20 protein-coding genes and 1 pseudogene are annotated in these 22114 nt (G+C 59.7%); 10 read left to right on the top strand and 11 right to left on the bottom strand.

Annotation, left to right across the window (positions count from 1 at the left end):
- Positions 1 to 10 precede the first annotated feature (10 nt).
- From ACFQS4_RS12615 to ACFQS4_RS12605, 3 genes are all read right to left on the bottom strand, one after another.
- Positions 11 to 238, bottom strand: coding sequence for a DUF7511 domain-containing protein (locus ACFQS4_RS12615; RefSeq protein ID WP_497901843.1), 228 nt, complete (start codon positions 236 to 238; stop codon positions 11 to 13).
- A 130-nt stretch (positions 239 to 368) separates the two neighbouring features.
- Complete coding sequence (locus ACFQS4_RS12610; RefSeq protein WP_497901842.1) at positions 369 to 1364, bottom strand: PhoU domain-containing protein; 996 nt, start codon at positions 1362 to 1364, stop codon at positions 369 to 371.
- 239 nt (positions 1365 to 1603) lie between these two features.
- The gene (locus ACFQS4_RS12605; RefSeq protein ID WP_497901841.1) at positions 1604 to 2380 is read right to left on the bottom strand and encodes an alpha/beta fold hydrolase; all 777 of its coding nucleotides are present in this window, start codon (positions 2378 to 2380) and stop codon (positions 1604 to 1606) included.
- Between the two features lie 195 nt (positions 2381 to 2575).
- On the opposite strand from ACFQS4_RS12605, the gene ACFQS4_RS12600 reads away from it, so the two are divergent.
- Both ACFQS4_RS12600 and ACFQS4_RS12595 read left to right on the top strand, forming a co-directional pair.
- Entirely contained in the window at positions 2576 to 2824 is a 249-nt protein-coding gene (locus ACFQS4_RS12600) for a DUF7127 family protein (RefSeq protein ID WP_497901840.1), read from the top strand.
- A complete protein-coding gene (locus ACFQS4_RS12595; RefSeq protein WP_497901839.1) occupies positions 2821 to 5085 on the top strand; it encodes a CDC48 family AAA ATPase in 2265 nt (754 codons plus the stop codon). The genes ACFQS4_RS12600 and ACFQS4_RS12595 overlap by 4 nt, the downstream gene beginning before the upstream one ends.
- A 118-nt stretch (positions 5086 to 5203) precedes the next feature.
- On the opposite strand, the gene ACFQS4_RS12590 is transcribed toward ACFQS4_RS12595, so the two are convergent.
- Entirely contained in the window at positions 5204 to 6076 is an 873-nt protein-coding gene (locus ACFQS4_RS12590) for a hypothetical protein (protein WP_497901838.1), read from the bottom strand.
- A 100-nt stretch (positions 6077 to 6176) separates the two neighbouring features.
- Between ACFQS4_RS12590 and ACFQS4_RS12585 the strand changes: the two genes are divergently transcribed.
- Positions 6177 to 6572 (top strand): CopG family ribbon-helix-helix protein, encoded by a 396-nt coding sequence (locus tag ACFQS4_RS12585; RefSeq protein WP_497901837.1) that lies wholly within the window; start codon positions 6177 to 6179, stop codon positions 6570 to 6572.
- A 28-nt stretch (positions 6573 to 6600) separates the two neighbouring features.
- Here ACFQS4_RS12585 and ACFQS4_RS12580 read toward each other — a convergent pair whose 3' ends face one another.
- The 3 genes from ACFQS4_RS12580 to ACFQS4_RS12570 form a co-directional block, all read right to left on the bottom strand.
- Complete coding sequence (locus ACFQS4_RS12580) at positions 6601 to 7491, bottom strand: ABC transporter permease (protein WP_497901836.1); 891 nt, start codon at positions 7489 to 7491, stop codon at positions 6601 to 6603.
- Complete coding sequence (locus ACFQS4_RS12575; RefSeq protein ID WP_497901835.1) at positions 7488 to 8534, bottom strand: ABC transporter ATP-binding protein; 1047 nt, start codon at positions 8532 to 8534, stop codon at positions 7488 to 7490. Before ACFQS4_RS12575 ends, ACFQS4_RS12580 begins: the two co-directional genes overlap by 4 nt.
- A 430-nt stretch (positions 8535 to 8964) precedes the next feature.
- Positions 8965 to 9876: a helix-turn-helix transcriptional regulator gene (locus tag ACFQS4_RS12570; protein ID WP_497901834.1), complete on the bottom strand. Its 912-nt coding sequence runs from the start codon at positions 9874 to 9876 to the stop codon at positions 8965 to 8967.
- Positions 9877 to 10025: 149 nt separating this feature from the next.
- On the opposite strand from ACFQS4_RS12570, the gene ACFQS4_RS12565 reads away from it, so the two are divergent.
- Positions 10026 to 11456 carry an FAD-binding oxidoreductase gene (locus tag ACFQS4_RS12565; RefSeq protein WP_497901833.1) on the top strand — a complete coding sequence of 477 codons (1431 nt, stop codon included), beginning with the start codon at positions 10026 to 10028 and terminating at the stop codon, positions 11454 to 11456.
- 150 nt (positions 11457 to 11606) lie between these two features.
- On the opposite strand, the gene ACFQS4_RS12560 is transcribed toward ACFQS4_RS12565, so the two are convergent.
- From ACFQS4_RS12560 to ACFQS4_RS12550, 3 genes are all read right to left on the bottom strand, one after another.
- Positions 11607 to 12239, bottom strand: a complete 633-nt coding sequence (locus tag ACFQS4_RS12560) for a LysE family translocator (RefSeq protein WP_497901832.1) — start codon at positions 12237 to 12239, stop codon at positions 11607 to 11609.
- A 152-nt stretch (positions 12240 to 12391) separates the two neighbouring features.
- Positions 12392 to 12814 carry a VOC family protein gene (locus ACFQS4_RS12555; protein ID WP_497901831.1) on the bottom strand — a complete coding sequence of 141 codons (423 nt, stop codon included), beginning with the start codon at positions 12812 to 12814 and terminating at the stop codon, positions 12392 to 12394.
- Positions 12815 to 13347: 533 nt separating this feature from the next.
- Positions 13348 to 14169, bottom strand: a complete 822-nt coding sequence (locus tag ACFQS4_RS12550; RefSeq protein ID WP_497901830.1) for an alpha/beta fold hydrolase — start codon at positions 14167 to 14169, stop codon at positions 13348 to 13350.
- A 403-nt stretch (positions 14170 to 14572) separates the two neighbouring features.
- Between ACFQS4_RS12550 and ACFQS4_RS12545 the strand changes: the two genes are divergently transcribed.
- The 5 genes and pseudogenes from ACFQS4_RS12545 to ACFQS4_RS12525 all read left to right on the top strand — a co-directional run bounded on the left by ACFQS4_RS12545 (position 14573) and on the right by ACFQS4_RS12525 (position 18719).
- On the top strand, positions 14573 to 15274 hold the full coding sequence (locus tag ACFQS4_RS12545; RefSeq protein ID WP_497901829.1) for a hypothetical protein: 702 nt from the start codon (positions 14573 to 14575) through the stop codon (positions 15272 to 15274).
- A complete protein-coding gene (locus tag ACFQS4_RS12540) occupies positions 15267 to 15902 on the top strand; it encodes a hypothetical protein (protein WP_497901828.1) in 636 nt (211 codons plus the stop codon). Before ACFQS4_RS12545 ends, ACFQS4_RS12540 begins: the two co-directional genes overlap by 8 nt.
- The gene (locus ACFQS4_RS12535; protein ID WP_497901827.1) at positions 15895 to 16566 is read left to right on the top strand and encodes a hypothetical protein; all 672 of its coding nucleotides are present in this window, start codon (positions 15895 to 15897) and stop codon (positions 16564 to 16566) included. Before ACFQS4_RS12540 ends, ACFQS4_RS12535 begins: the two co-directional genes overlap by 8 nt.
- A 150-nt stretch (positions 16567 to 16716) precedes the next feature.
- Positions 16717 to 17436 (top strand): annotated as a pseudogene (locus ACFQS4_RS12530) (PAS domain-containing protein); the annotation flags it as partial.
- A gap of 365 nt (positions 17437 to 17801) precedes the next feature.
- Positions 17802 to 18719 (top strand): bacterio-opsin activator domain-containing protein, encoded by a 918-nt coding sequence (locus ACFQS4_RS12525; RefSeq protein ID WP_497901826.1) that lies wholly within the window; start codon positions 17802 to 17804, stop codon positions 18717 to 18719.
- Between the two features lie 671 nt (positions 18720 to 19390).
- Here ACFQS4_RS12525 and ACFQS4_RS12520 read toward each other — a convergent pair.
- A complete protein-coding gene (locus ACFQS4_RS12520) occupies positions 19391 to 20755 on the bottom strand; it encodes a flavin monoamine oxidase family protein (protein WP_497901825.1) in 1365 nt (454 codons plus the stop codon).
- Positions 20756 to 20925: 170 nt separating this feature from the next.
- On the opposite strand from ACFQS4_RS12520, the gene ACFQS4_RS12515 reads away from it, so the two are divergent.
- On the top strand, positions 20926 to 22020 hold the full coding sequence (locus ACFQS4_RS12515; RefSeq protein ID WP_497901824.1) for a DUF7351 domain-containing protein: 1095 nt from the start codon (positions 20926 to 20928) through the stop codon (positions 22018 to 22020).
- The last annotated feature ends 94 nt before the right edge of the window (positions 22021 to 22114 follow it).

Below are 22114 nucleotides of genomic sequence, written 5' to 3'. Positions count from 1 at the left end.
ACCGCCACTGTCACCGCATCTCCTCGAGGTCGACGAACACGTCTGCGTTCGCCGTGAGCCACGTCGTCATCGTGTCGAACCCGTCTTCCGCTGCAGACGCTTCCCTCGGTGCGATCGTACAGCGGTCGGGACGATCGTCGTAGCGGACGATAATTGCAGTGTACATCGGTGGTGCCGTCTTTCTATTGTCGGGCTCGGTCGCCGTTCGCGTCTCGGAACCGTTGGACACAGTCGTCATTGGCGTACCAGCGTCCTCCTGGGACCCTGTATTCGGAGCCTCGAGCGACCTCGTAAAAATCGCTGCTAATTGTACTCCCGACGCGGTCGGACGGCTACGTATCGCTATTGAGGGCTGGCGAGAACCTCGATCAGGGACGGGGCGCCGCCTTCTGGAGCGCCGTCTCCGCGATGTTCCCGCCGTAGTCGGCGCTTCGAGAGAGCGAGTCGACGATCAGGCCGAGCGACTGGGCCTGGACCGAGTCGAGGTCACGGAGCATGTGGTCGATCGATCGCGTGTGTTCGTCGATCTCGAGTACGGCCTCGAGCGCGTCGTGACCCAGCTCCGTCGCCTCGTCGCTGTCGTCGGCGAAGAGCGCGTCGAGGGATTTCTCGAAGACGTCGAACGTCTCGTCGTACAGCTCGACCAGCGCGTCGGCGACCTCCTCGGAGATGTCCTCGAGCTTCATCGCGAGTTTGCTGATCTTGACCGCGTGATCGGCGACGCGCTCGAGCTGGCGGGCGCTGGAGTGGTAGTCGAAGCAGTCCTCCCGCGAGACACCGAGTTCCTCGGAGGCCCGGGGCGAGCGGAGCGTCGCGCGAAAGATACGGGAGACGACGAGCCAGAGTCGGTCGACGTCGTCGTCGCGCTCGATAACGTCGCGAGCGATGTCGTCATCGTTCTCGATGAGCGCCGTGACGGCGTCCTCGAGCATGGAGGCGGCGATCAGGCGCATACGATTGACGGCGTTGACGATGGACAGCTCCGAGGAGTCGAGCAGGTCCTGGATGACGACGCTGTTGGTTGTTTCCTCGAGGACTTCGACGCCGACCAGTCCCTGGGTCGCGCTCCTGATCGCCCGGCGCTGGTCGGTCGTGATGCGGCTGGCCTCGAGTGCGATGATGTCGAAGCCGCTGACGTACATCGTCATGACCGCCCGCGTGAGGCGCTCGCCCTCGAGGTTGGAGATGTCGAGGGTCCCCTTCTGGCGGTCGCTCTCGCGCTGGGGCGTCAATAGGAGGGCGTCGTCCTCCGGGTAGCACTCGACGACCGATCCGGCGCTGACGTCGTTCGCGGTTGCCCAGGACTTCGGGAGCGAGACGGTGTACGTCGACCCGCCGGTCACCTGGACTTTTCGCGTCTCCATACCGGAACCACGCAATCACGAACATATAAATCTATACAAATCTATAGATCGTGCTCGTCTCAACAGTACACCCCCCGGTAGATTCGTACCGCCTGTGTGAATTTCGGCAGGCGTGCGTACGGAATAGGGCTGCCGGAAACCGTCACTTGTCAACCCGAGATTCTATACCGGACTATTTTGATCGTGAGGAGATACTCGAGAATACGTCACATACGTAGTGATATATAGACTGATGCAATCTATATTCTCTCGAGGAATCCGACCAGCGCTTCGTTGAACGCGGTCGGTCGCTCGAGCATCGAGAGGTGGGCTGCGTCGGGGATCTCGACCCCGTCGGCGTCCGGAATCTCCTCGACGAGGTACTCGTGGAACCATGGCGGCGTCAGCTGGTCGTGTTCGCCGTAGATTGCCCGGACGGGAACGTCGATTTCGTGGAGCCGGTTCCTGACGTCGAACTCGTGGCACGTGAGGAAGTCCCGTCGCGTGACCGTCTGCCCGCACTCGCGCATCGTCTCCATCGAGATCGTCCGCAGGCGCTGGTCCGGGTCGTGAAAGAGCCGATCCGGTTCGTGCAGGAACTCGATCGCCCGCTCGAAGTCGTTTTCGAGCCACCACCGGAGGTCCTCGAGCACGCCCAGTCGTGCCCCCGTTCCGGTCAGTATCGCTCCGTCGAGGTCGACTTCGTCCGCTCGCTCCAGGAGGACGTGCATGGTAATAGCCCCACCCAGAGAGTTGCCGACGAGCACGCGAGCGCCCGTCTCCTCGAGGACTGTGATGACGTCGTCGGCGTACGCCGAGAGCGTCGTGTAGCCCGCATTTGCCTCGACTTCTTCGGAATCTCCGTGACCGCTCAGGTCGAGCGCGACGATGGGTCGCTGGCTACCGAGTCGGTGCTGGGACTTCCAGACGGCGCTCGAACCGCCGCTTCCGTGAACGAAACAGATCGGATCCCCTGATCCGTCGCGGTCGGCACGCACGTATGCCGTTTCGCGTCCTTGGTGTTCCACCGTGTGCATGCGTAGATACACGACGGGCGCCCTGATAAGTGGGGATGACGGTGATCGTTCGCCCCGTCACTGTCGTCGTCGGTTCTCGTCGACCAGACGAAGTGGGGACCGCTACACCATCGGTATAGGGTGCTTCTACTCACGTATTGCGATTCCTTTGCGGAAGGTATTTATAGTAGCACAGCTTACCTGGGGTTAGTTACAATGAAAATAGCACAACTTGCTCGCGACGACGATCGGCTGGTCCGTCGGTTCGAGAACGACGACGGATCGAGAATCGTCATCGACTTCGGCGGCGACTCCGCCGACGCATCCGTCGAGGTCGTCGACGGGACCGTTCTCGTCGTCGCCGGTGACGACCAGTACGAACTCGAGGTGCCGGCACAGGCGAGTGACGCGCAAGCGTTTATGAAAAACGGCGTCCTCACTATCGACTTGGAGGCATCCCAATGAAACTCACCGTCAGACCCCTCAAGCAAAAAGACGCAGGTCGCGGACTGGCCGCCATCGACCGCTCGTCGATGAGCGAACTCGGCCTCGAGAACGGCGATTACATCCTGATCGAGGGCAACGGCGAGGACCGGGCCGTCGCCCGCGTCTGGCCAGGGTATCCCGAGGACGAGGGCCGAGGCGTCGTCCGCATCGACGGTCGCATCCGCCAGGAGGCCGGCGTCGGCATCGACGACCGCGTCACTGTCGAGAAAGCCGACGTGAAACAGGCCTCGAGCGTCACCGTGGCGCTTCCTCAGAATCTCCGGATCCGCGGTGACATCGGCCCGCTCGTACGCGACAAACTGAGTGGCCAGGCCGTCACCGAGGGCCAGACGGTGCCCTTCTCGCTCTCGTTCGGCCCGATGGCCAGCTCCGGTCAGTCGGTCCCTCTGAAGATCGCCTCGACGTCCCCGAAAGGGACAGTCGTGATCACGGACTCGACGGAGATTCAGATCTCCGAGACGCCTGCCGAACAGATCAGCGCCGGCAGCGGCCCTGGCCAGGAGGGAATCCCGAACGTCACCTACGAGGACATCGGTGGTCTCGACAGCGAACTCGATCAGGTTCGCGAGATGATCGAGTTGCCGATGCGCCACCCGGAACTGTTCCAGCAGCTCGGGATCGAGCCGCCGAAGGGCGTTCTCCTGCACGGCCCGCCGGGAACGGGGAAGACCCTGATGGCCAAAGCCGTCGCCAACGAGATTGACGCCCACTTCCAGACCATCTCCGGGCCGGAGATCATGTCGAAGTACTACGGAGAATCCGAAGAGAAGCTCCGCGAGGTGTTCGAGGAAGCCGAGGAGAACGCCCCGGCGATCGTCTTCGTCGACGAACTCGACTCGATCGCGGCCAAGCGCGAGGACGCCGGCGGCGACGTCGAACGACGCGTCGTCGCCCAGCTGCTTTCGCTGATGGACGGCCTCGAGGAACGCGGCCGCGTCACCGTGATCGCCGCGACGAACCGCGTCGACGCCATCGACCCCGCCCTCCGACGTGGCGGCCGGTTCGACCGCGAGATCGAGATCGGCGTCCCGGACAAGGACGGCCGGACGGAGATCCTGCAGGTTCACACCCGCGGGATGCCCCTCTCGGACAGCGTCGACCTCGATCAGTACGCCGAGAACACCCACGGATTCGTCGGCGCCGATCTCGAGAGCCTGACGAAGGAGGCGGCGATGAACGCCCTCCGGCGCATCCGCCCCGAACTCGACCTCGAACAGGAGGAGATCGACGCCGAGGTGCTCGAGCGCCTGCGCGTCACCGAGAAGGACTTCAAGGAGGCGCTCAAGGGCATCACGCCGTCGGCGCTCCGGGAGGTCTTCGTCGAAGTGCCGAACGTCACCTGGAACGACGTCGGCGGCCTCACACAGACGAAAGATCGGCTCCAGGAGACCATCCAGTGGCCGCTCGACTACCCCGAGGTCTTCCAGGCGATGGACATGGAGGCTGCGAAGGGCGTCCTCATGTACGGTCCGCCGGGGACTGGCAAGACGCTGCTCGCGAAGGCCGTCGCCAACGAGGCCCAGTCGAACTTCATCTCGATCAAGGGTCCCGAACTGCTGAACAAGTACGTCGGCGAGTCCGAGAAGGGGGTCCGCGAGGTGTTCGAGAAGGCCCGGTCGAACGCACCGACCGTGATCTTCTTCGACGAGATCGACTCCATCGCGACCGAACGCGGCAGCGGCCAGATGGACTCCGGCGTCGGCGAGCGGGTCGTCTCCCAGCTACTGACCGAACTCGACGGCCTCGAGGAACTCGAGGACGTGGTCGTCATCGCGACGACGAACCGGCCGGACCTGATCGACACGGCCCTGCTCCGGCCCGGACGGCTCGACCGCCACATCCACGTGCCCGTCCCGGACGAAGAAGCTCGCAAGAAGATCTTCGAGGTCCACACCCGCGACAAGCCGCTGGCCGAGGGAATCGACCTCGAGTGGCTCGCGAGCCAGACGGAGGGCTACGTCGGCGCTGACATCGAAGCCGTCTGCCGTGAGGCGTCGATGGCCGCGACGCGCGAGTTCATCGAGACGGTCGATCCCGAGGACATCGGCGACGCCGTCGGGAACGTTCGGGTCAGCGAGGCCCACTTCGAGCAAGCGCTCCAGGAGGTCCCGCCGAGCGTGACCCAGGAGACGCGCGAGCGCTACGAGGAGATCGAATCGCAGTTCCAGTCGAGCGAACCCCAGCCGAAAGAAGAGCAGGTCGGCCGAACGTTCCAGTAAGCCGACTGCTCTCCTTGCGAGCCTGAAGGCTGAAACGCGGTTTTGCGGCGATTTTTCATCGATTCACTGATGAACTACTGAGCGGAGTTACAACACACCTGCCGCGAATCAGGGTCCCTTACAGCACACCTGCCACGAACCCGAGTCCCATTACGATAAGCACTGCCGCCGAGAACGCCGGCAGGTACGGCGTGTACTTCTCGACCGTCTCTTCGTGACGTTCGTAACCCGCGACCAGGAGCATGGTCAGGGTGACAATCCCGATGATGACGGTGATCGCGTAGGCGGCCATCAACTCGAGGCAGTAGTTCGACCCCGAACAGAGGGCGATGATTTCGAACTCCTCCTCGTGGGCGAATCCGAGGAGGAAGGCGAACCAGGCGATGCCGAGGAGTCCACGGTCGGCGGCGTCCTCGAGGTTGCCGTGCCCGTGCCCGTGGTCGTGAGTGTGGTCGTGGTCGTGGCCACCGACGAACGGGAGTGCGCGTTTCAGTCGGGTCAGTGGTCCGGCGCTTTCGTGGTGGTCGTGTGTGTGGTCGTGGTGATCGTGATTGTCGTGAGTGTGGTCGTCGCCTTGGTGGTGCTCGTGATTCTCATGGTCGTGATCGGGGTGATGGGACTCGTGTGAGTTCCCGTGTCCATGACTGTGCCCGTGACGATACTCACGAATGCCGAGCCCAATGAGCAAGATGCCGGCGACCAGACTGACCGGACCGCCGATCTGCACACCACCAAGTATCGTCAGCGGTTCGTTCACCTGCGTGAGTTCGAAGTACGACTTCGCGTAGAAGAACGCCCCCACCATCGCGATGCTGCTCACGAGGTGGCCGACGCCGAGAATGAAACTCGCCGCGAATCCGTACATCCACTTGTTCGTCTGATCGAGGGCGTACGACGCCGCCACCGGCCACCCGTGCCCTGGCTCGATGCCGTGTATCGCCCCGAGGACGACCGCCCCGAGGAACAGCCCTGTCAGATCGGACGGAATCATTCGTGTCGCATATCGCAGGACCCCCTGCTTAACCGTTGTTACTACCGGAACGGGGGATTCATCATACGCGGTGCGCTTTTTCCACCAACGAATTACCACCATGCGAACGAGTTTTAGCATTCCCGACGACGTCGTCGACGCGTTCGACCAGGTCTGGCAGGACCAGGGACTGGACAACCGCTCTCGAGCCGTCAGAGAGGCGATGCTCGAATATATCGAGTCTCACTCGCGACTCGAGGAGACGACCGGCGAGGTGGTTGCCCTGATCGGCTTCGACTATCGCCACCACGAAGTCATCCGCGAACTCCACACCGCCCAGCACGAGTTCCAGGACGTCATCCTCAACACGAGTCACACCCACCAGCAGGAGTGGTGTCTCGAGTCGCTGTTCTGCCGGGGGAGCGCGGACCGCGTTCGAGAACTCACCTATCGACTGCGCGACTTCGACGGAGTACGCCGGGTGAAGGTGATGGTGATCCAGGACCAGGTTGACTGACTCGAGTCCAGAACGACGTTCCGACGGTTCACACTACGTCGGAACTCGAGGCACGAGACAGCAGGTAGACGGCGACGGCACCGAACGCGAGAGCCAACCCTGCCAGGACGGCGACACCGGGGACGACGGCATCGAGAGTTCCGTCGAACCAGGTCACGTCGATCACCGTCATCACGTCCCGATCGAGCATGAGCGAGCGCGCGGTATCGACGCCGTAGGTGACGGGGTTGTAGCGCGCGAAGGTCTGGATCCAGTTCGGCAGCACCTCGAGCGGGAGAAACGCGCTCGACAGGAACAACAGGGGAAACTGCAACAGGTTCGCGCCGATGATCGTCGATTCCTGGTCCCTGGTGAGGAGCGCCAGCGAATTCGAGAGGGCGACGAACCACAGCGAAAATAGAACGCCCACGGCGACGATGCCGACGGCACCAACGAACCCGGTGACGATTTCCGCCCCGAGGAGAACGCCGAGACCGAGGATGATGGTGATCTGGAGTGAGATTCGAAACACCTCTGCAGCGGTCTTGCCGACGAACACGGCCGTTCGGTTCATCGGCGTCACGAGGACCTTCTCGAACATCCCGTTCTCGATGTCGTTGACCAGGCCGATTCCCGAGGTGACCGCCGCGGCGAGGGCCACCTGGATAGCGATCGCCGGCACGAGGAACGTCTCGTAGTTGATGCCCGGAATGCCGCGGTCGACGGCGCTTCCGGCGACGTTTCCGAACACCTCCGTGAACAGGACGAGGAAGATTATCGGCTGAACGAGGGAGACGACCAGGACGAACGGATTTCGGACGGCCTTGAGGTTCCATCGCTTGAAGTTCACCCAGACGTCCCCGACGAACGTGTTTCCGGATTTGGCGGGCTGTTGCGCTTCAGCCGTCCCAGCAGAACCGTCGGTCTCGGAGGTGCTCACCGTGACACCTCCGTTCGCGCGGCGTCGCTCCCGTCGGAATCGACCGCCTCGCCGGTGATCGCGAGGAACACGTCGTCGAGCGTCGGCGCTCGAATGTTGAACCCCGTAACGATCAACTCGGCGTCTCGGAGGGCGACCAGGAGATCCGTCCCGTACTGGCGGGCCGATTCGGCGGTGACGCTGATCCCCTCGTCGTTTTCCGTGACGGCGGCGTCCGAAAAGGCGTCGAACGCTCGAGCGATCGTCGCGGCCCGTTCTCGACTGGCGGGTCCGCCCTCCAGTTCCACGTCGAGGACCTCGCCGCCGACCCGTCGTTTCAGCTCGGCGGGGCTCCCCTCGGCGACAATCTCGCCCCCCGAGATGACCGCCAGCCGATCGCAGAGCTGGTCGGCCTCTTCGAGGTACTGCGTCGTCAGGAAGATCGTCGTCCCCCGTCCATTGATGCGTCGGAAGTAGTCCCACAACCGGTTCCGAGCCTTCGGATCGAGCCCGGTCGTCGGTTCGTCGAGGAAGACCAGCGGCGGCCGGTGAACGAGCGCGGTCGCGGCGTCCAGGCGCTTTTTCATCCCGCCGGAGAACTCTTCGGCCCGCTTGTCGGCGACGTCCACGAGATCGACGAGGTCGAGTAGCTCGTCGACTCGTTCGGATCGCTCGCCTCGAGGGACTCCGTAGGCCTCGCAGGCGAATCGAACGTTCTCCTCGGCGGTGAGTTCAGGGTCGACGCTCGTCTCCTGGGCCATGTACCCGATGGTCTCTCGCACGCTTCGCGGTTCTGTTCGAACGTCGAACCCGTTGACGCGAGCGCTCCCGCTTGTCGGCGATAGGAGCGTCGCGAAGACTTTGATCGTGGTCGTCTTGCCGGCGCCGTTCGGACCGAGAAACCCGAAGAATTCCCCTTCCGGGACCGTCATGTCCACCCCCTGTACGGCGGCGGTCCCGTCGGCGTAGACGAGCTCGAGCCCCTCGACCTCGATAGCCGCTGGTGGGCTGGTTCGCCCGTCGTGGCGCGACTCGATTGCGTCGTCCGATCCCGACGATGGCATACCCGTACTAGTGGAGATAGCGTGATATAGGTTCGACCAAGAAGCGAAGGCTGGCTCGTTCGGAAAGGTGGTGGGAGGATGGGGGAGATCAGCCAGCAACGGGATCACCGTTTCATTGCTAGGCTGCTGTTTTGTCGTTTCTCACTAGCCCTGAACACAAACCACACGCGAAGAACCGATCTCCAAAATTGCATCTCCGCTGTTCCGCGTGTACTGACGTTGCCGAGTCTTACGCTGTTTTCACTTCGTTCAGGTGACTGAAATACCGTGAAATTTTAGCTAAAAGAACGTACTTGAACGACGACGGTCCCTCTCTAAAATACCTCCCGCAGACCGTGGGACGACTCGCACGAAACCGCCTGAAGATCGATACCGTCGATATCATTCACCCACTCGTGAAATCGGTGTGCACAAAACGGCACAAGAACTGTCAGTCTGTTCGGCCGTGCCGGCTGTCGAGCAATTCTGAATCCGCCCTGACCGAGTTGTACACACGTTCGGCCCACTCCATTGCAATCGGAGAATCAGTCTCGACGAACACCTGCATGAGCCCCGTCGTCTCGTCGTATCCTCCTATTCCGACGCACTCGTTGAAGAGAGCGAGTCCATACGGCAGGCGGTTGCGCGTTCGAAGGGCGAGGTAGCCGTTCTCGATCGCCTTCTGAGCACGCTCGGGATACGTGTCGAAGAGCTTCTCGGCGATGTGGGGGAGGTAGACGATTTCGGTGTCGGTTGCATCGAACAGTTGCTCGTGGAATCCACCGAGAGCAAGTGGTGCCATGTGTGTCGTATTGAACCCACGGAACGTCTCCGACTCCCGAACGAGTGAGATAAACCGCTCGACAGGCCGGTACGGGTCATCTGGTTCTGCGACGGTCACAGTCGCATCCACGAACGGCTCGACGACGAATTCCCGGTGATCCTCACAGATCACGTCGAGCAGTGGTGTCAGTTTCTGTGCAGTATGTACGTTCGCCTCGAACCGGAGCACCTCCTCTGCGACGACTTCGCCGCGACCGGTCAATTGCAATCGCCCGTCGACTTTCTCGGCGAATCCCTGTTCGTCGAGCCACTGTGTGAAGCGGTGACTCGTCGCTCGAGAAACGTCGAGACGGTCCTCGATCTCTCCCCGGTCGAGCGGTTCTTCCAGGAGCGCCTCGAGGACGGGGCCATGCCGGACGATATCGCCGAGTCGGTCCGTATCTATGCGATTACCTGCTGTGTTTAAGCGGTGGCCGAGCTGGCGACGGTTTCGCTCGTTTTCCAGAATGGCCTCGAAGATCGGCGAGCCTGGTCGGAGGCGACTATCGTCATCGTATCTGTCGTATTCGTCAGGCGCCATCTGGCTCACTCCTTAGAGAATTGGTGGCAACGACAGTAACTCTATCCCGTTCGTGCTTCGTAACTCCTCTCACGGTCTGAAACGGCACTCACTCCATCGAACAGTGCTCGACAGGTGAGGCCAACGACTGTGACGTCGTACAGGTGGGCATGACACGACAGAAGGTCGGCGACGATCAGATCGAACAGTTCGAAGGAGTATTCCACGGGTACTTGATCCGACCCGTTGATCCCACCTACGACGACGCACGAGCCGTCTGGAACGGGATGATCGACAAGCGACCCGCACTCATCTCGCGGTGTCGTGGAGTCGCCGACGTCATCAGCGCGGTGAACTTCGCCCGCGAACACGACCTGGCGGTGGCTATTCGTGGCGGCGGCCACAATGTCGCCGGGACTGCCGTCTGCGACGATGGGCTCGTTATCGACCTGTCCGAGATGAGGAGCGTATGGGTCGATCCTGACGAACGGACGGCGTGGGTTCAAGCCGGCGCTACGTGGGCAGACGTCGACCTTGAGACGCAGGCGTTCGGGCTGGCGACTCCCGGCGGCGTCGTCTCGGATACGGGCGTCGGAGGACTCACCCTCGGCGGTGGCATCGGCCATCTCCGGTGCAAGTACGGGCTCAGCTGTGACAACCTCCGCTCCGTAGACCTCGTTACCGCGGATGGCGAGTATCTGACTGCCAGCGAGGACGAGCACGAGGAGCTCTTCTGGGGCCTTCGCGGGGGCGGCGGGAACTTTGGCGTCGTCACTGGCTTCGAGTTCGAGCTCTACCCGGTCGGACCCGACGTGGCGGTCTGCCTGGTGTTCTATCCGAGTGACCAGCTGGCCGATTGCCTGCGAACGTACCGTGAATACGCCGAATCGGCGCCCGATGCGGTTAGCACGCTCGTCTTTGCGGGCGAACTGCCCGACGAAGAACTGTTCGAGGGCGACGACGTTCATCGGCAGAAATTCGCCATCATGGGGTGCTACGCCGGGCCCGTCGACGACGGGACACGAGTGCTGTCGGCCCTGCGTGAACTCGCGGAGCCGATCGCCGATTTCAGCGGGGTGGTGCCCTACACCGAACTCCAGCAGATACTCGACGAGGACTACCCCGACGGGATGCGCTACTACTGGAAGTCGCTGTATCTCGACGGCCTGTCGGAGTCCGCTATCGATCGCATTGCCTACTGGGCCGACGTGGCGCCCTCCCCGCTTTCGACGGTCGACGTCTGGCAGTTAGGGGGCGCAATTGCCCAAGATGGTGTCGAGGATAGTGCGTTCGCGGGGCGGCACGCTCCGTTCTTGCTCGGCGTCGAAGCGAACTGGGAACGTCCGGAGGCCGACGATGCCAACGTCGAGTGGGTGCGTGACTGTCTCGACGACATGCGACAGTTCTCGGACGGGTCGGTCTACCTCAACTTTCCGGGATTCCTCGAAGAAGGTGAGGACATGATGCGGACCACGTTCGGACCCTCGTACGAGCGATTAGTTGCGTTGAAGGACGAGTACGACCCGACGAATTTCTTCAGCCGTAACCAGAACATCCCACCGTCTGGAGTCGCCAGGGCTGACGAGCACGTTAGAGAGTGAACCAGTGGGAACCTTACGGCGATAATTGATCGTCTATTCCTCCTCCATTTTGTTCAGGTTTCGGACTGCGGTTACAGACTCCGTCTATATTGCCGATTTCTCCATAGCGCCCGAAATGGCAGTCGATACCGCGAATGTTCTCTCGTGAACCTACGCTGGAGTTCTTCGTCCGAACGCCAATTTAACCCCGAATCCGACGAGGGCGCTTCCGCTGGCCACACGAAGGACATCTCTCACGAGTTCGCGGTCAGTAATGACTTGTCTCGCTTGCGCCGAGAATACCGCGAGCATTGCTTGATAAAGGAATCCGAGACTCGCAAACAGCACGCCGAGCGTGAAAATTTGGAGGGCGGTAGAACTCCCTGGTCGGACGAACTGCGGCAGGAAAGCGAGGAAGAACACCGCCACCTTCGGATTCAAGACGTTGATCAGCAGAGCACTTCGAAACGACTCACTCGGCGTGTAGGTAGTGCTCTCCGACGAAATCTCGAATTCCTCCGAATTTCTCAACGTCTGCACGCCGAGATACACGAGATACACCGCACCGACGAATTTGACGACGGTGAATGCCAGCGCGGACGTTTGGAGAATTGCCGAGAGTCCGAGCATGGCCGCCGTCGTGTGTACGACACTCCCCGCCGAAGATCCTAATGCGGCGGTGACACCGACGGTGCGTCCGTCGCTGATACTCCGGGTTAGCGTGTAGATACTATCCGGCCCGGGTGAGACGATGAGGGCGATTGCGACGGGAACGAACGCAAGGACGGCACCTGGTACTAACATGCACTAGTGCTCGAGGATAAACACCTTATACCCAGACGCTAAGTGACATGTTACCGAGACTCGCGCTGTTCTACTTTGTTCAAGTCTCAAACTGACGTTCCAGATTTCGTCTACTTTGCCGCTTTCGGAGGAAGAGTCGGCGGAGTGAGTGACTACTCTCCACTCTCGAACTGCGGATTCCAGACTACTTCCCACAGGTGTTCATCCGGGTCTTGGAAGTGACCTGAATACCCGCCCCATTCGCGGTCACGAGGAGAGTCGGTAATCTTCGCACCGGCTTCTTCCGCCGTCTGCATTACGTCATCGACTTCTTCTTTCGACGCGACGTTGTGGCCGATAGTGAACTCCGCAGGACTCGACGCAGTTTCGTCGACGTTTGCGTCTTCCGCGATTTGATGTTTAGGGTAGAGTGCGAGTTGCAAGCCGTTATTCAGAGGGAAGAAGGCGACTGCTCCTCCTTCAAACTCCGTTCCGACGATTCCCTCTGTTGGCCATCCTAAGCCATCACGGTAAAAAGTGAGGGATTTTTCTAAGTCACTGACTCCCAAAGTAACGACGGTAATGCGTGGTTCCATGGTCACTGGTCTAGCGTGGGCTGAGAACCAACCGCTGACCAGTATCTAGATGGGAGGGTGATGAAATAGGCTTTCGTAAAAATTGGAGAGCTGTAACGTGGTTCATCGATCGGAAATCTAAAGAGCAACTGCCGGAAGATGATCTGACTAACCGACCGGCGATAGATGCTCTGTAGCGCCCGAATTCGGCTACCTGCTTTCGCGCTGTTCGACCTTGTTCAGGTAGCTGAAATCCGTAACACATTCGAGTGAAAAAAGGAGCTTTTCGAATCTGAAACCCACAAATACAGCAAGTAGAACCAATTACTCGCCGCCGCACATAAATAACAGAGTCCAGCGGTTAGCGGTCCGCCGCAAACTACTCTCAGAAACGCCTGTCGACCTACCGGCGATCTTACCCACGATGGTACGAGCTGTGGCTCTGTAGAACCTCTCAAACGGGGATATCTTTCGACACCCGTGCCGAATGCATGGTGCGTATCGAACGGACGCCAGAAATGCTGGTGTGATCAGTCGCCGATGGTTAGCTCTTTTTACGGATGAATGCAAGCATCTCGTCGATGAAGCGATCTGGCGCGGTGAGCATCGCTTCGTGTGCGTACCCATCGAAGGTAACGATCCGGTTGTTCGGGAGCGCGTGGTTGACCGGGGGCGTCGCATCTTTCATGAGTGGAGGGCTCTCGCTGCCGGATAACAGCAACGTCGGCGTCGTCACGTTGGCGAACCGGGCCGCGTCGAAACTCGTACTCGCCGACCGCTGATAAGCTGCGGGGCCAGACGTGTCCCGCGTCCACGAGATCCTGCCAGTCCGGGGCCGAGCGTTGCGCATCGATTTCTTCCGGCGTGGATTGGGCGATTTCTCGCAGAAACAGGGCGAGCATCTGCTCGTTCTCGCCGTTTTTCAACAGCCGCTCCATTTCAACGAGTACTTCATCGGAGTAGAGTTCGTGATCGCCGAACACAATCGGTGGTTCGTACAGAACGAGTTTGAGTAGGTCGTCGGTTCGCAGGGCCGCCTCCAGCCATAAGAGCGCCCTCGATGAGTGTCCAAGGAGGGTTACAGGTTCGTCGATCGCCTCGACGACCGCAGCCACGTCCTTGAACTCTCGTTCTAATGCGTACTCGTCGGCATCGCCGCTCTCGCCGACGCCACGACAATCCATCGCGTACACCGTATAGTGGTCCGCAAAAGCGGAACGAACCCCGGAGAGTTCCCAGAACCGGTGGTCGCAGGCGCCCCCGCGGACGAGCCCGAGCGGTGGTCCGCTCCCCGTCCGTTCGAATGCAATTGTGGTTCCATCTGCTGACGTAACTGTTCCCCTTTTCTTACCCGTGTCTGGTGTTGCGTTGACCATGGGACGGCTCACCACCATTCCCCTACGAACCGCAATGACACAGCGTCATCTCGTGAAAAACCTGCACGTCCCGCACAGAGAGCGTGACACGCTAGAAATTAGCCAGCGAATTTTAACCGTACTTTGGTTGCCTGCTCTGCGAGGCAGTTCTCGCTTCCAGAGACGAAGGAAAGAACAACTGCCGGAAGGAGAATCGGCTACCTGACCCGCAATAGGGCCCTTATACGCCTGAATTCGGTGTAGCCTCCCCTTGGCGAGATTGAGTTTCTGGCATGTGTGGACCACCACGTCGAGGTGCTCGATGCGATCTCGTCGTACGGCAACACTGCGTAGCGCACGTACGCCTCTAGAGAAGGCTCTAGTCACGCTTTACAGTACATGGGTGCAATTCTCGTTGTATCATATGACGCCTGATCCTGAGCGCAGCATCACCGGCGAATCGATATCGAACAACACCGACTTGATCGGCGATACGATGACTTGGTGGGAATCGCTCGAACAGTGGCGTGCGACGCTGTTTCTGATCGGCGGTCTAATTTTACTCCTCGACGTGCTCCCCGTAGTGGCAAACATCAGAACAGGCGCCGCCGATTGGCTGATACTGGGACAGACGTTTGTCGGTGCTGGATGGACCGCCGCCCTCGTCGGACTGCTCGGGTTATATCCAGAATTTGCCGACCGGAGTCGGTGGCTCTCCCGCGTCGGTGCTGTCTTCGCCGTCATCGGCGTGGTGACGTTCGGCGTCATGGCTATGACGTCGCTCCTCTACTACGTTGGGATTCCATCCGGGGATTACGATGCAATTAGCTGGTTCTTCCTCCCAGGAGTACTCATTGGGAGTGTGCTGGGGTTCGTCACGTTCAGTACTATCAGTCTTCGTACTGGTATCCCGTCACGGACCGTCGGCGTTCTCCTGGTGGTACCCGCCATCCTCGTTGTCACGAATATCCTCCGATTTATCGCCGGGATGGAATCTGCGACGATAACCCTCGGTATCGTCATCGGAGACGCGCTGGCGATGCTGGCCATCGGGTACGTCCTCCGTACTGAAGGTGTTCCGACCGACCGTGCGGAACCAACGCCAGCGGAGGTACGTCATGACTGATCGAGCCACTGGGACGTCGCGGTGGGGCACGCTCGAACAGTGGAGTCCAACGCTATTCATCGTCGGCTTCGCGCTTGAACTCGTCTTCGCCGTGAACCACGGGTTAGCGTATCTGGTAGAAGCCATCTCGTTCATTGATTGGCTTTATCCGACTGTCCTCCTCGGTCGGTTAGCTGTCCTCCTCGGGTTAGCAGGCCTCTCAGTACGAGTTGTGAACACCAATCCCCGATTTGGGAAGCTGAGCCGTGGGGTGGTCTCGGTCGCGGCTCTGTTCACCGTCGGATTGTTGGCGTTGTCGGTACTGGATATCGTCGGAGTCACCACCTCGATTATCGCAGTGTTCGGGATTGGAACGGTCATACTGACAATTCTCACGTTCCTTCTGTTTGGTGTGGCGGGACTCCGTACCGATGCATATCCCGCCGTTGTTGGAGCGCTTTTGCTGGTGGCCACCCTCGCCGTGATCGGCGTGTTGGTCAGCCAAGGAGTCTTCTCTACGAACGTGAGAGGGGCGGTCGGTGAGGGGGTGAACGCCATCGCCTTCCTTGCAATTTGGCGTTTCCTCAACGCCGAGTTGAAGGAAACCAAGAGAGCGGAGCCAGCACCGACGGAGGCTCGCTATGGCTGAGACAGCTCCCGACACGACGCGGTGGGAATCGCTCGAACAGTGGAGTCCGATTGCGTTTCTCGTCGCCGGGGTATTATTGGTCGTCTTCGCGGCGCTCCTCGGCTACGAGGCGTTCACGGACATGCCCGCCCCGGAAGACCTCTTTGGACCTCCCGGATTTTTCTTGGCGATGGTCGGGTTGCTCGGGCTGTATCCGGGCTTCGCTGACCGGGCCCCTCGGCTGGCGCGCGTCAGTGCCGTCGGAACAGGGATCGCCGCAGTGGGATGGTTACTAATCACGGTGTACGCTCTTATCGAGGTCGTTGGAAGCCTCCCCGCCCTCGAAGAGATGGGCGTGTTCGGATTTACTATTATCCTCGCCTCAGGTGCAGCGATGATTCTGGCGTACATTGGGACTGGTGTTGCCAGCCTCCAGACCGGCAACCACTCGCGGTATCTCGGCCTGCTTATGCTAACCCCACCAGCCGTCTTCGGCGTAATGCTGTCACAGGCAGTTCTCTTTGCCCAGTTCGGGCTGTTCTCGGAGACCTTCATGGCATGGTCGGCTGTCGGCCTGGCCGGGGGACAGGCACTCGCCCACATTGGCATCGGTTATTTCCTCCGGACTGAGGCTATCTCGACCAAACGGACAGAGCGAGCGCCGGTGGAGGTTCGCCATGACTGAGACGGCTACCAGCGTGACTCGGTGAGAAATTCTCGAAACTCGGTCGCTGATGGGTTCTCACGACTCGCCTCTTGCTTTTTATAGCCTTCGACGGGTTTCACGAATCAGCGGGGACTGAACGTTAATACCCATGCTAACGAATACCACGATATGGCAAACGCAGCCGAAATCGGTTGGGACGGAGAGCAAGTGTTGGCTGCGTCGATGAACCCGATGGCCATCATCGATGGCGAACAATACGTGTCGGTCAACCAGCCGTTCGCCGATCTGTACGGGTTTTCGCGCCCGGACGAACTCGCTGGCGAGTCGTGGGAGTACTGCCTCGCCGAGAACGAGCGCGAGCGCTTTGAAAGGAAAATCCTCCCGATGTGTCGTGCAGACGGACAGTGGCGCGGCAGGGTTGCCGGGCGCCGACGAGACGACGGTATCGTTTCGCAGGAACTCACAATAGCCCGTTTGGATGACCACTTCATCTATACCGCTCGGGAGATCGATAGCAACGGGCAAGCGGAAAATGAGCTAGCGGATTGCCAACGGCTTCTTAGGCGGGAACGCGAGTTGGAACGGTACAAAACCACCATCGAAACCGTGGATGATGGTGTCTACGCGCTCGACGAAGACCTCCGGTTCTCGTTCGTCAACGATAGACTGTGCAAGATGACTGAAATGTCTCGAGAGGATTTGGTCGGAACTCCCGTCACAGAGTTGTTCGAGTACGACGACGAGGTCGCAGCTGCCGCGGAGATCCGCCAGCGCGTCCTCGAGAGCGACACTAGCGTTGGAACTATTCAAGGGACGTTACCAACGTCCGACGGAGAGCGTATTCTGGAAGCGCGGTACCGACTTCATCCCGAACCTGACGGCGAGTACCGCGGGAGCATCGGGGTTGTCCGCGACGTGACTGAACGCGAAGAGCGTGAACGACAACTCGAACGCCGGCGCGACGAACTTGAGACGCTCAACCAAATCAATGAACTCCTCCTCCAGATAGCCCGTGACCTGTTTTCGTCACCAACACGGACGGAGATCGAGCAGATGGTCTGTGATCGCTTGGCTACTTCCCACCTGTACCAGTTTGCTTGGATCGGTGCCCCCGACTCGGTTAGGCAGCGAATCGCTCCACGCGCAAGTGCTGGAATCGACGAGGGCTATGTCGAGTCGATAACGGTTACGGCGACGGAAACCGAAACCGGTCAAGGACCCGGCGGTCGGGCATTCCGCACGAGAACGTGCACGTGTGTCAGGACGTCCGCACGGACCCGGCGTTCGAACCTTGGCGTGAAAAGGCTCTGGACCGTGGCATCAAATCGGCTGCTGCGATTCCGCTGGTTAACGGTAATACGACGTACGGAGTCTTAGCCGTATACGCGTCCCGCCCACTCGCATTTAGCCACCGCGAACAAGCGGGGTTTGAAACCCTCGGTAAGGCCGTTGGATTCGCCATCAACGCCATTGAAAACCGTAGGCTCCTGTTCGCCGATTCGATCGTCGAACTTGAATTCGGGGTCACCGATCCCAGATTAGTGTTCGTCCGGGCATCTGAACAGTTTGATTGTGAGCTCAACATCACTGGCTACGTCGAGTCGGAATCTGGCAATTGGAGTGTGTACCTCACCGTCGACGGTGCTCCACCGGCAACTGTTTGCGACGTCGCAGCTGACGATTCAGACGTGGACGAAACTCGGGTTATCGCCGACGAGGAGGACACCGGAGTTCTCGAGTTCGTCATGAAGGAACCAGCCCTGAACAACATCACCGAACACGGGGGTATCCTTACTTCAGGGCATGTCGATGACGGGCAAGGGCGGTTCTGCATTGAAGCACCTCAGACCTCAGATATTCGCAGGTTATCTGACAGACTTCAAGCCGAATACCCTGACTCGACGTTGATTGCGCAACGTGAATTCGACCGCCCCGCCCAGAAAGCGCATGAGATACGCCAATCAGTCAACGATCAACTGACTGATCGGCAACTGGAAGCGCTCATGCGCGCGTATCACGCCGGATACTTCGACTGGCCGCGTCAGAATACCGCGGGCGACATCGCTGCATCGATGGATGTCGCAGAAACCACGTTCCACTATCACCTGCGTAATGCCCTCGAAACACTCTCGTCGGCACTCATCGGCCTCGAAAAGGACTGGGAGGTTTGACTGGATCGGCGTGGGACACAACAGGGACGTGATGCAGCGAACGATCCGTCGTTTTTAGAGTTCTTCGAGCGTCACGTCTGAAAACGTCAATAGATGGTGGTCCTACAGCGAATTGTGGTTGCCCTGTTGATTTCGCAGCCGGTCGAGGGATTGCGGTTGACGCTGGCCGGATTCTTCAGTGCCTGCGCTGGTCATTGGTGGACCCCTTCCGGAGAGGGCGAGTCCCGATACACGCGGTGTTAATGAAAAGCACCTCCTCAAACCATCTCTAAATAAATCGGTAGTCGCTCCGATTTCGGTTCTCACTAACCGAGCGGCGGAGGGAAGAACTGCTGCCGAAAGAAAATTTAGCTAACCAGTCGGTGATAGAAGCCCTGAAACACCCGAATTCGACTACCGCTTGCTCCTTTGCTCCACCTTGTTCAGGTATCTGAAATCCGTGACACAAACTAATGGAATAAATTCATTTTGGTAAATTCAGCCTTCCGAAAGCAACCGATGTGGACGTTTTCACGAGCCCACAAATAAACAAGCGTGTGCCACCGGCGGTGAAACATCGTCGAAACCCTCAGTCGACTGGACATTGCCGCAGTGATGCTGAATACACGGTCTGCATTCATGGCAGATTTTGGTCGATTATTTACTGAATGAGGCGCCGGAGGCATCGATGATTACGCAAGACGTTCGCTCACCTCATCTGCCGCTCGGTTGCCTGATCGAATCGCGCCGTCCATATAACCACACCACTGTGTTGCCGTTTCCGTCCCCGCCCAGTGGATACGGCCTACAGGTTCACGGAGTACTGATCCATAGGCGGTCATCGTCCCTGGCGTCATGTTTCCGGCGTAACACCCAGCCGACCACTGCTCGTTCGACCACGATTGCTCGACGTACTCGACTGGTTCCACAGCCCGATCCCCGAAATAGCGGGCGAAATCGTCCAACACACGTTCGCGTCGGTCGGTCGCGTCTCTCTCACTCCACGTGCGTGCCTGGCTCCCCACGACGAAGCCGACCAGGGCCCCAGTCGTACTCTCGGCGGCCAAATCGTCGAATACGAAACCGACGACAGCGTCTTCAGTGAGGACGAAGCCGGAGTAGCCGTCGCTCCTCCAGAACGGCTCCTCGTACGTCGCGATGCATTTGATAGTCGCGCCCATCGGCATCCGCTGTGTGAGCGCGTCCCGTCGGGCCGGGAGTGTCGGAGTGTAGGCGATTCGCCCGGCGAGCGTCGGTGGAATCGCCACTATCGCGAACGTCCCGGTGTACGTCCCACCATCGGATTCGACGGTCACACCCGACTCGTCCTGTGTGATAGCTCGGACCGGCGCTTCAAGATGCACGACATCGGCCAATTCGTCAGCCATCAGTTGGGACAGTTGCTGGGCTCCGCCTTCGATACGGCGTTCCTGGGCACCCCCCTCCACGCCGGTTATCGTCTCGATCCCGCCAGCGGCGTGGATGTACGAGAGGAAAAACAGGAGCGATATTTCGGATGGCTCGGTGGTGAACAGTGCCCGCAGGACCGTATCGAAGGCTGCTCTCGCCGCCGCCGTCTCGAGCGTCTCTCGTTTCCACGATTCCACGGTGGTCGCGTCCCACTCCTCGGCGTTCGGTGCGTCGTACGGTGCCTCGAGTGGAATCTGCGCTCGAAGCGTTTCGATCGTTCCGAACGCCTCCATCAGTTCCGAATACGACTTCGGTGGTAACGCCTGGAGTGCATCGTCGTGTTCGCTCACAGTGCCATCGATGGAAAGCTGGTCAAGTCCGTCGTCGAACTGTGGGACAGTGTCGAGGCCGAACTCCGCAACGAGTTCGTTCACCCTGTTCTGTGTCGGACCGATCCACTGACCGCCGAGGTCGACGTGTTCACCGCTCGCCAACCGGTGAGTTACTGTCCGACCGCCGACTCGGTCCCGGGCTTCAAGTACTGTTACTCCGTGACGGTCGTTCACGAGGGACCGAGCCGCGCTAAGCCCTGCTAGGCCAGCACCGACGATGATGGCGTCGAAACGCCCATATTGCCGTTCTGTCATGGTTGCTCCTCTTCGGTCGTACTCATCTCACCGGTTCTGGAAACCGCTATGAAGACAATGAATACAAATCCCTGTTCTACGCCGCCCCTGTTAACTGTTCACACTAACCACTGATCGAATGTCTACCAGATGGCAGATGTGAGACAGTGGTGACCCGCCCTCGTGGCCAAGTGATATCCTCCATACACGGCGCGCATTTTACAATTTTCTCAGTCTTCTGCGGACTGTCCGGAGGTGCGTTTTATGAATTTGGGACGTGTATAGTTAGCATGGAACATACTCGATTCACTCCCGATCTCGAACTTAACGAGCTTTCCCCGGACGAGGCCTTCGCCACGTTGGGGAACGAAATACGGCTAGACATCATCCGCGTACTCTGGCGGGCAGGTGCCACCTACGAATACGACGACGGCTCTGACGCCGTCGAGACGGTGTCGTACTCTGAGTTACAAACCGAGATTGAGATCGACGATAATGGGAAGTTCAACTACCACCTCTCGAAACTCGCACCCCATTTCGTCCGACGAACTGACGACGGATACCGGCTGAGCAGTGCGGGTAAGCAAATCGCCAGAACGGTGATAGCCGTATCCGGAGCGGGGCGCCTCGACTTCTCTCGGGAACTCGACGAGAGCTGTCCGTTATGCGGGGCAGCCGTTGCGGTCACCTACGAGGATCAATGGCTCCGAGTCAGGTGTACCGAGTGCTACGGATTGTTCGGCGATCAGGCACCGGCTGGGACGCTCTTCCTCACGAGCTATCCAGCAGCAGGTCTGACGACCCGTGACTCTGAGCAAGCACTCGCAACCGGACTCTATCGGTGTGCCCTGGACATAACCTATCTGATGTATGGTATCTGTCGTGAGTGTGCAGGACAGGTCTCGTCGTCGGTGACGGTCTGTGACGTGCACGAAGTGAAAAACGGTCTGCCCTGCGATACCTGTGGAACACCGTTCCCGGTTTGGGCAGACATGAAGTGTGATACCTGTGGGTTCGCCAAGCGGTTACCGGTCGAGATGTTCGCGACTGGTCTCGTCTTGGCGACCGAACTGACCGGCAATCCCGAGTTGGACATCGACTCACCGGCGGTCGACGAGGCCATCGAACTGCTTCAGAACAACGTCGAGACCGATGTCTCGACGAAGCCCCTCCGCGTATCGCTCTCTATCGAGGTCGAGACGACGGTGTTCACTCTCACGTTGGACGACGAGATGAACGTCGTCGAGTTCGATCGGGAGCCACGGACTGACACCGTTATTTCGTAATCCGGAGACGTCTGGCCCTGTGAGAGAAATGTTGTTCTCCTAACACATAAGTTCGATCTCAACGCTAGCACTAGCTGCTCGGATCAGAGCACGA

This window comes from Saliphagus sp. GCM10025317 (genome assembly GCF_042663665.1).
In the GTDB taxonomy this organism is placed as follows: domain Archaea; phylum Halobacteriota; class Halobacteria; order Halobacteriales; family Natrialbaceae; genus Natronosalvus.
Note: the sequence above shows the minus strand (reverse complement) of the source record. Positions and strands in the feature narration are given on the sequence as shown.

What these genes read in the sequence shown, in the direction of transcription:
- ACFQS4_RS12560 (WP_497901832.1), bottom strand. Translation starts at nt 12,239, where the DNA reads ATGTTAGTACCAGGTGCCGTCCTTGCGTTCGTTCCCGTCGCAATCGCC.
- ACFQS4_RS12550 (WP_497901830.1), bottom strand. Translation starts at nt 14,169, where the DNA reads ATGGTCAACGCAACACCAGACACGGGTAAGAAAAGGGGAACAGTTACG.
- ACFQS4_RS12615 (WP_497901843.1), bottom strand. Translation starts at nt 238, where the DNA reads ATGACGACTGTGTCCAACGGTTCCGAGACGCGAACGGCGACCGAGCCC.
- ACFQS4_RS12545 (WP_497901829.1), top strand. Translation starts at nt 14,573, where the DNA reads ATGACGCCTGATCCTGAGCGCAGCATCACCGGCGAATCGATATCGAAC.
- ACFQS4_RS12535 (WP_497901827.1), top strand. Translation starts at nt 15,895, where the DNA reads ATGGCTGAGACAGCTCCCGACACGACGCGGTGGGAATCGCTCGAACAG.
- ACFQS4_RS12585 (WP_497901837.1), top strand. Translation starts at nt 6,177, where the DNA reads ATGCGAACGAGTTTTAGCATTCCCGACGACGTCGTCGACGCGTTCGAC.
- ACFQS4_RS12540 (WP_497901828.1), top strand. Translation starts at nt 15,267, where the DNA reads ATGACTGATCGAGCCACTGGGACGTCGCGGTGGGGCACGCTCGAACAG.
- ACFQS4_RS12610 (WP_497901842.1), bottom strand. Translation starts at nt 1,364, where the DNA reads ATGGAGACGCGAAAAGTCCAGGTGACCGGCGGGTCGACGTACACCGTC.
- ACFQS4_RS12555 (WP_497901831.1), bottom strand. Translation starts at nt 12,814, where the DNA reads ATGGAACCACGCATTACCGTCGTTACTTTGGGAGTCAGTGACTTAGAA.
- ACFQS4_RS12520 (WP_497901825.1), bottom strand. Translation starts at nt 20,755, where the DNA reads ATGACAGAACGGCAATATGGGCGTTTCGACGCCATCATCGTCGGTGCT.
- ACFQS4_RS12605 (WP_497901841.1), bottom strand. Translation starts at nt 2,380, where the DNA reads ATGCACACGGTGGAACACCAAGGACGCGAAACGGCATACGTGCGTGCC.
- ACFQS4_RS12575 (WP_497901835.1), bottom strand. Translation starts at nt 8,534, where the DNA reads ATGCCATCGTCGGGATCGGACGACGCAATCGAGTCGCGCCACGACGGG.
- ACFQS4_RS12595 (WP_497901839.1), top strand. Translation starts at nt 2,821, where the DNA reads ATGAAACTCACCGTCAGACCCCTCAAGCAAAAAGACGCAGGTCGCGGA.
- ACFQS4_RS12565 (WP_497901833.1), top strand. Translation starts at nt 10,026, where the DNA reads ATGACACGACAGAAGGTCGGCGACGATCAGATCGAACAGTTCGAAGGA.
- ACFQS4_RS12590 (WP_497901838.1), bottom strand. Translation starts at nt 6,076, where the DNA reads ATGATTCCGTCCGATCTGACAGGGCTGTTCCTCGGGGCGGTCGTCCTC.
- ACFQS4_RS12570 (WP_497901834.1), bottom strand. Translation starts at nt 9,876, where the DNA reads ATGGCGCCTGACGAATACGACAGATACGATGACGATAGTCGCCTCCGA.
- ACFQS4_RS12600 (WP_497901840.1), top strand. Translation starts at nt 2,576, where the DNA reads ATGAAAATAGCACAACTTGCTCGCGACGACGATCGGCTGGTCCGTCGG.